General features: G+C 70.8%; 6 protein-coding genes. 1 reads left to right on the plus strand and 5 read right to left on the minus strand.

What is annotated here, in order from left to right; translation table 11 throughout:
- Positions 1–121: 121 nt before the first annotated feature.
- The 5 genes from amcA to ABZU91_RS27925 all read right to left on the minus strand — a co-directional run bounded on the left by amcA (position 122) and on the right by ABZU91_RS27925 (position 4,834).
- On the minus strand, positions 122–358 hold the full coding sequence (gene amcA / locus ABZU91_RS27905) for a multiple cyclophane-containing RiPP AmcA (RefSeq protein WP_355246564.1): 237 nt from the start codon (positions 356–358) through the stop codon (positions 122–124).
- Positions 327–1,430, minus strand: coding sequence for a cyclophane-forming radical SAM peptide maturase AmcB (amcB, locus tag ABZU91_RS27910; protein WP_355246587.1), 1,104 nt, complete (start codon positions 1,428–1,430; stop codon positions 327–329). The genes amcA and amcB overlap by 32 nt, the downstream gene beginning before the upstream one ends.
- 126 nt (positions 1,431–1,556) lie before the next feature.
- Complete coding sequence (purM, locus tag ABZU91_RS27915; RefSeq protein ID WP_355246567.1) at positions 1,557–2,711, minus strand: phosphoribosylformylglycinamidine cyclo-ligase; 1,155 nt, start codon at positions 2,709–2,711, stop codon at positions 1,557–1,559.
- Positions 2,712–2,773: 62 nt separating this feature from the next.
- The gene (purF, locus tag ABZU91_RS27920; protein ID WP_355246570.1) at positions 2,774–4,312 is read right to left on the minus strand and encodes an amidophosphoribosyltransferase; all 1,539 of its coding nucleotides are present in this window, start codon (positions 4,310–4,312) and stop codon (positions 2,774–2,776) included.
- Between the two features lie 168 nt (positions 4,313–4,480).
- Positions 4,481–4,834 (minus strand): sterol carrier family protein, encoded by a 354-nt coding sequence (locus tag ABZU91_RS27925; RefSeq protein ID WP_355246573.1) that lies wholly within the window; start codon positions 4,832–4,834, stop codon positions 4,481–4,483.
- Between the two features lie 161 nt (positions 4,835–4,995).
- On the opposite strand from ABZU91_RS27925, the gene ABZU91_RS27930 reads away from it, so the two are divergent.
- Positions 4,996–6,936 (plus strand): carboxypeptidase-like regulatory domain-containing protein (locus ABZU91_RS27930; protein WP_355246576.1); only part of this gene is annotated, 1,941 nt, incomplete at its 3' end.

Below are 6,936 nucleotides of genomic sequence, written 5' to 3' on the forward strand. Positions count from 1 at the left end.
CGCGGTAACCCCCGCGTGCTCACGCATGTGCCCTTCGGGAGCGAGATCGGTGCCGATCATCAGGGGCCTGCCCTGGCCGGGAATCACTCCGACCGCCGACAGGCCCCTGATCACGGCCGCCCTAGCGCGGCCGGTTGTTCCAGTTGTAGAAGGTCGGGATGTTCTCGAAGTGGTTCCACGCGCAGACCGCGCTGACGCCGTCTCCGCCCGGCACCTCCGCCCGCAGCCGCCGCGCGTCCGCGGCCTCCTTTAGCAGCGCGACAAGCCCGGGGGCTGCCTCCCGCACTCGTTCGGTGACTCTGTCCGTGGCATCGTCCGCTTCGCGCTCAGGCCGCCGGTGACTGGTGGTCTCGGGCATGCTCCAACACTCCCTCCAATAGGCGGATCTTGCTGTTGCGGCAGTGCTCGGTCTCCGTACCGTCAAAACGCCCCAGCTCGAAGTAACGGTTGGCGGCATGACCGCCGCCACAGAAGCCGAAGTAGGGGCACGACGCACGACACGCCTCCACCCCCGCCAGGAACTCGCCGACCCACGGCGTCGACACCGCACCGGCCAGGATCTGGGCCAGCGGGGTGGTCAGCACGTTCCCACTGCTGAAGTCGCCGTAGCGCGGGTCGGTGAAGCCGGCCAGCTCCGGGGAGAGCACCGTCACCGAACCGTCGTGCCCGATGGTCGGAATGGGATCCAGCTGGCGGGGCAGCACACCGTCAACCGAGCCGTCCAGGACCGCGCCCGCGTACCGGAGCGACCACTCGACCTCGCGAAGGTGGATGCGCGGCGCCCGCCGCCAGGCCGTCACCAACTCGGCCCAGAACGTCGTCACCGCCGCCGGGTCGTGGCTGTTGTCGCGGGTGTTGACGCCTTCGGTCTCCTCGATGTTGATGCCCAGCACGTCGCAGCCCAGCTCGAGGAAGTAGTCGTACAGCTCCGCGGCGAGCCCCGGCGTCGGCCGGGACACCACGGCCAGCGCGGAGAAGGGCAGGTCGTGCCGGCGCAGGGCGGCCACACCCCGCAGAATCTTGTCGTACGCCGGCTGGCCGCCACGGTTGACCCGGTCGCCGTTGCGCTCCCGGGGGCCGTCCACGCTCACGCTCACCCGCATCTCGTGCCGGGCAAAGAAGTCGCACCACTCGTCGTCGATCAGCGTGGCGTTCGTCTGCACATGATGCTCGACCTCGGGCCCGAAGGGTGCCATCAGAGCCGCGAGGTGCTCCCGGCCGGTCGCAAGCGGCTCACCGCCGTGCCACACCACCGAGAAGCGACCCGACGCCGCCCACGGGTTGACCGCTGCCGCCACCGCCTCGGCCACCGACAAAGACATGCGCCGGTCGACGGCCCGGAACGGCAGGTAGCAGTACGCGCAGTCGAGGTTGCACAGTGTGGTGGGCTGCATGACGACGTACGACGGGACCGCGGCAAGACCGCGCATCCCGCTGAACGGCAGTTCCCCAGCAGCCATCACCCTCCTCCGCCGAGCCCGAGCCCTTCAGGCTAGGCGGCGCTGGCCACTCGGGTGAAGCCCTGATCAGGTACCCGTACGATCACCGGAGCGTGATCACCCTCGGGTGTGCTGACCCACCATCTGCACGTTGCCGGTGCCCTCGATGATCTCGCCGGCCTGCCAGGCCTCGACGCCCCGGCCCGTCAGCGTGGCCAGGGCGCGATCCGCGTCCTCGGCCGAGACGATCGCGAACATGCCGACGCCCATGTTGAAGGTCGACTCCATGTCCTGGTCGTCGATCCGGCCCTTCGACTGAATCAGGTCGAAGATCGGCTGCGGCTTCCAGGTGGACCGGTTGACCACCGCGTCGACGTGCTCGGGGAGCACCCGCACGAGGTTGCCCGGGATGCCGCCGCCGGTGATGTGCGACAGCGCCCGAACCTCGGCCTCGGCGATCAGCTTGAGGCAGTCCTTGGCGTAGATCTTGGTCGGGGTCAGCAGCTCCTCACCGAGGGTCCGCTGCCGGCCGAAGTCGTCGATCACGATGTCCAGCCGCATCCGGGCGGCGCCCAGCAGCACGTGCCGGACCAGCGAGTAGCCGTTGGAGTGCAGGCCGGAGGAGCGCATGGCGATGACGACGTCACCCACCTCGACGCGGTCCGGGCTGAGGATGTCGGCCTCCTCGACCACACCGACACCGGTCGCGGAGATGTCGTACTCGTCCGGGCGCAGCACGCCCGGGTGCTCGGCGGTCTCGCCGCCCAGCAGCGCGCAGCCCGCGTACCGGCAGCCGTCGGCGATGCCCGCACCGATCTCGGCCACCTTGTCCGGGACGACCTCGCCCGTCGCGATGTAGTCGAGCAGGAACAGCGGCTCCGCACCGCACGCCACCAGGTCGTCGACGACCATCGCTACCAGGTCGATGCCGACCGTGTCGTGGATGTCCATCTGCTGGGCGATGACCAGTTTGGTGCCGACACCGTCCGTGGAGGAGGCCAGGATGGGGTTCTTGTACTTCTTCGTGTCCAACCGGAACAGGCCGGCGAAGCCGCCCAGGTCACCCAGCACCTCGGGCCGCCGGGTCTCGCGAACCTTGGACTTCAGCAGCTCCACCGCGCGGTCGCCCGCGTCGATGGAGACCCCGGCGTCGGCGTACGAGACCGAGCGTTTGCCCCTCTGACGGCCGGCACCGCCCGTCCACGGCTGGTGGTCGCTGCCAGCGCCGTTCGGGCTGCTTCCTGCGCCGCTGCGCTCGGACACGTGCGTCACGGTTCTCCCCTTTTGTGGTCCTCGGTGCCGCACCGGCGGTGGCCGGGCCGCGCCAGTTGGTGCTACGGGCGGTTAGCGGTCACGCCACCCGGAGTGGCGACGAGCGGGCCGAAGCTGTCCGGGGCCTCCGACGTCGCGGTCGCGACCCGGCGGCCCATACCTTCCAGCACGTGCTTGCCGATCAGATTGCCAGCCGGAAGCTCGATCGGGTACTCCCCATCGAAACACGCCCGACACAGTCGGGTCTTCGGCTGCTCGGTCGCTGCGATCAGGCCGGCAAGCGAGACATAACCCAGCGTGTCGGCGCCGATGGAGCGCCGGATGCCGTCGTTGTCCAACCCGTTGGCCAGCAGCTCCGCCCGGGTGGCGAAGTCGATGCCGTAGAAACACGGCCAGCTGACCGGTGGGGAGGAGATCCGGACGTGCACCTCGAGCGCCCCCGCCTCGCGCAGCATCCGGACGATGGCGCGCTGCGTGTTGCCGCGCACGATCGAGTCGTCCACGACGACCAGGCGCTTGCCGCGGACGTTCTGCCGCAGGGGATTGAGCTTGAGTCGGATGCCGAGCTGACGCAGGGTCTGCGACGGCTGGATGAAGGTACGCCCCACGTACGGGTTCTTCATGAGGCCGGCGCCGTAGGTGATGCCGGACGCCTCCGCGTAGCCGATAGCGGCCGGGGTGCCGGACTCGGGCACCGGGATGACGAGGTCGGCCTCGACCGGGTGCTCCTTGGCCAACTGCCGGCCGATCTGCACCCGCGCCGCGTGCACGTTACGCCCGGCGATGGTCGCGTCCGGGCGGGCGATGTAGACGTACTCGAAGAGGCAGCCCTTCGGCTCGGGCGCGGCGAACCGGGTCGAGCGCAGCCCCTCCTCGTCGATCGCGATCAGCTCGCCGGGCTCGACCTCGCGCACCACGCTCGCGCCCACGATGTCCAGGGCGGCGGTCTCGCTCGCCACCACCCAGCCACGCTCCAGCCGGCCGAGCACCAGCGGGCGCACGCCGTGCGCGTCGCGGGCCGCGTACAGCGTCGACTCGTCCATGAAGACGAAGCTGAACGCCCCGCGCAGCTGCGGCAGCACCTCGAGCGCGGCCGCCTCGACCGACAGGTCGGGGCGGCTGGCCAGCAGCATCGTCACCAGCGAGGTGTCGTTGGTCGAGCCGTCCGCGACGAGGCCGCGCTCGGCGACCTCCTTCTCCAGCTCCGCGGTGTTGACCAGGTTGCCGTTGTGGGCCAGCGCGATGGTCGTGCCGGAATCGGTCGACCGGATGGTCGGCTGGGCGTTCTCCCAGTTGGACGCACCGGTCGTCGAGTATCGGGCGTGCCCGATCGCCAGGTGGCCACGCAGGCTGGCCAGGGTGGGCTCGTCGAAGACCTGGGCCACCAGGCCGAGGTCCTTGTAGACCACCACGCCTGAGCCATCGCTGACCGCGATGCCCGCCGCCTCCTGGCCGCGATGCTGGAGGGCATAGAGGCCGAAATAGGTCAGATTGGCGACCTCTTCGCCAGGGGCCCAGACGCCGAAGACGCCGCAGGCGTCCTGGGGGCCGGGTCGTTGGGGATCAAGGTCGTGGCTCAGCCGGCCGTCGCCTCGGGGCACTACCGCTCCCTCATGCTGGTCTGGACCGGCCTGGCGGGGATCACGGGGCGGATCCACATTCCTCGGCCGGGACCACTGTCGTCGCCTGACAGTGTACGCGAGTTGACGTCGATACAGATAGTCACGATTTCGCTGCCGAGAGTAGCGATCACACGGACATCGAGGCAGCTAGAGGGGCAGATAGGCCGAGATATCCCCCCGGACGCCGCTCACCTGAACACGACCCTCGGCCACCGCACCGGCCCACGCGAGCCGGCCCGTGGCGAGTTCCAGCCACGTCTGCGGCGACATCTCGACCACGTTCGGCGGGGTTCCTCTGGTGTGTCGAGGACCGGGGACGCACTGGATCGCACCGTATGGTGGGACGCGCACCTCCACCGATCGGCCGGGGGCGCGCTCCGCGAGTACGGCCAACAACGACCGGACCGCCTCCCGGAGTACCGACCGTTCGGGCGTACGACCCTCGTCAAGCGCCGACAACGCCGCGTCGACGGCAGCGGACTTACTGTGCGGAGAGGACACGACGGGACGATACGACCCACAGGTGAAGCACCCGACGCTGGCCCTGGGTCGCGCCGGCACAGTGAGACAAGGCATAGTGGCCGACGGCGTATTCGTACCGTGATGATCCCCGGCCCGGCGCCCCGCCGGTACTAGGGAAGTCAGCCCGGAAGGCGGTGGACGTGTCAACACACCGACGTGCCTGGAAGCAGCGGGCCGGTGTGGTCGTAGCGCTGGTTGCAGGCGCTCTGCTCGCCGTCCCCGCCACACCGGCAATGGCCGCAGAGGTCGAGGTCTCCCCCGGCGCGGTCACCGTGAACGCGGGTAGCGACGCCACGATCACGGTGCGCGTCACCGGAGGCAATGAGGACGAGTCGGCGAAGGTCAGTCTCTCCGGCCTGCCGCCCGGCGTCAGCTGCGCCAGTGGCTGTGGCGATGTCAAGCTCACCGGCGGCGGTCTGGGCGGCCCGAAGGGGTCGGTGCTGGTCCGCATCGCGGCCAACGACAACGCCGGCGACGCGACCACGACCATCACGGTGGCGGTCGAGGCCGCTTCGGGCCCGGACACCGCCACCGTCTCGCTGACCGTCAAGGGCAAGGCCGCACCGCCCACCCAGCAGCAGAACCAGACGGTGAAGTCGGTCTCCGGCAAGGTGGTCGTGAAGGCGAGCGGCGACGCGGTGCCGAACGCGATCGTGATCCTCCAGGACACCGGAGGTCACCGCTACGACACGATCAGCGACGGCAGCGGTAACTTCCGCTTCAGCGGCAGCACCCAGAACCCGATCACCCCCGGCCGGATCGACGTGGGCGCGTCGGCCAACAACATCAACGCGGTCAAGAGCTTCAACGCGAACGCCGGGCAGTCGATCACCGGCCAGCGGATCAGCCTGGAGATCAAGGTCGAGGTGACGCCCAGCGCCACCCCGTCGCCCACCGCCGATGCCACCCCCACCGAGGAGGCGACCGAGGAGGGTGCCGAAGAGCAGCCCTCCGAGGAGGCCAGCCCGGGTGCCCCGGCGAACGCCAGCAACGAGGACGACGGTGGCGGCTTCGGCTCGTACCTGATCATCCTGCTCGGAGGCCTGCTCGTCGCGGCCGGCGTCGGCACGATCGTCCTGCTGTGGATGAAGCGCCGCGAGAGCGGCGACGACGATGAGCCGGCGGTGGCTGGCGCGGCCGGTCCCGCTGGCGCGGTACCGGCGGCCCGTGGGGCCTTCCACGGCGCCGACGACAAGACCCGCGTGGTCAACCGCGGCGGCGGGCCCGACCCGACCATGGTCGGCGGCGCGGCACTGAGCGAGGCGCCGACGATGATGCACCGCCCGGTCGTCGACGACGTACCGCCGGACCCGTACGGCGCGCCCGCCCAGCCCTACGGGGCGGCGGACCAGCAGGTTTGGGGTGGCTCCGGCTACGACGACGAGCCCGCCCAGGGCGGCTACGGCGGCTACGGCAACGCCCCCGCCTCGGGTGGTGGCTACGGCACGTCGGCGACGCCCGACGGCGGCTACGGCGGCGGCGCGGCGGACGGCTACGGCGCCGCACCCGGTTCCGGAGCGGGCTACGGCGGTGCCGCGGCCCCGGGCGTCGGCTACGGTGCCGCGCCCTCCTCCGGGGGCGGCTACGGCAGCCGTGACTACACCGCGCCGGCCGGTGCCGGGGGTTACCCGCCGGCTCCCGCTGGTGGGGCGGCAGGCTACGGCGAGCGCTTCGACGAGCCGACCGGCCGGTACACCGGCGACAGCACGCAGTACCCGGCTCCGGCAGACCCGTACGCCACCGGCGTGTACCAGCCGGAACAGGCACCGGGTTACGGCCAGCCGGAGCAGGCACCGGGCTACGGCCAGCCTGATCCGACCACGCCGTACGGCGGCGGTCGAGGGGCGGAGCCGAGCGGAGGCTACGGCCAGCAGACCGGCGCGTACGACCAGGGCGGCTACGGCCAGCCCGCCAGCGGATACGACCAGGGCGGCAACTACGGCCAGGAGCCCCCGCAGCAACGCGGCAGCTACGACGACCGGGGCTACGACCAGGGCGGCTACGGCCAGCCCGCCAGCGGATACGACCAGGGCGGCAACTACGGCCAGGAGCCCCCGCAGCAACGCGGCAGCTACGACGAC

Source organism: Micromonospora sp. NPDC005174 (assembly GCF_040608495.1).
In the GTDB taxonomy this organism is placed as follows: Bacteria; Actinomycetota; Actinomycetes; order Mycobacteriales; family Micromonosporaceae; genus Micromonospora.

Bases quoted from the DNA above. Each gene is read 5' to 3' on its own strand.
- amcA (WP_355246564.1), bottom strand. From the start codon at position 358: ATGCCCGAGACCACCAGTCACCGGCGGCCTGAGCGCGAAGCGGACGAT.
- amcB (WP_355246587.1), bottom strand. From the start codon at position 1,430: ATGCGCGGTCTTGCCGCGGTCCCGTCGTACGTCGTCATGCAGCCCACC.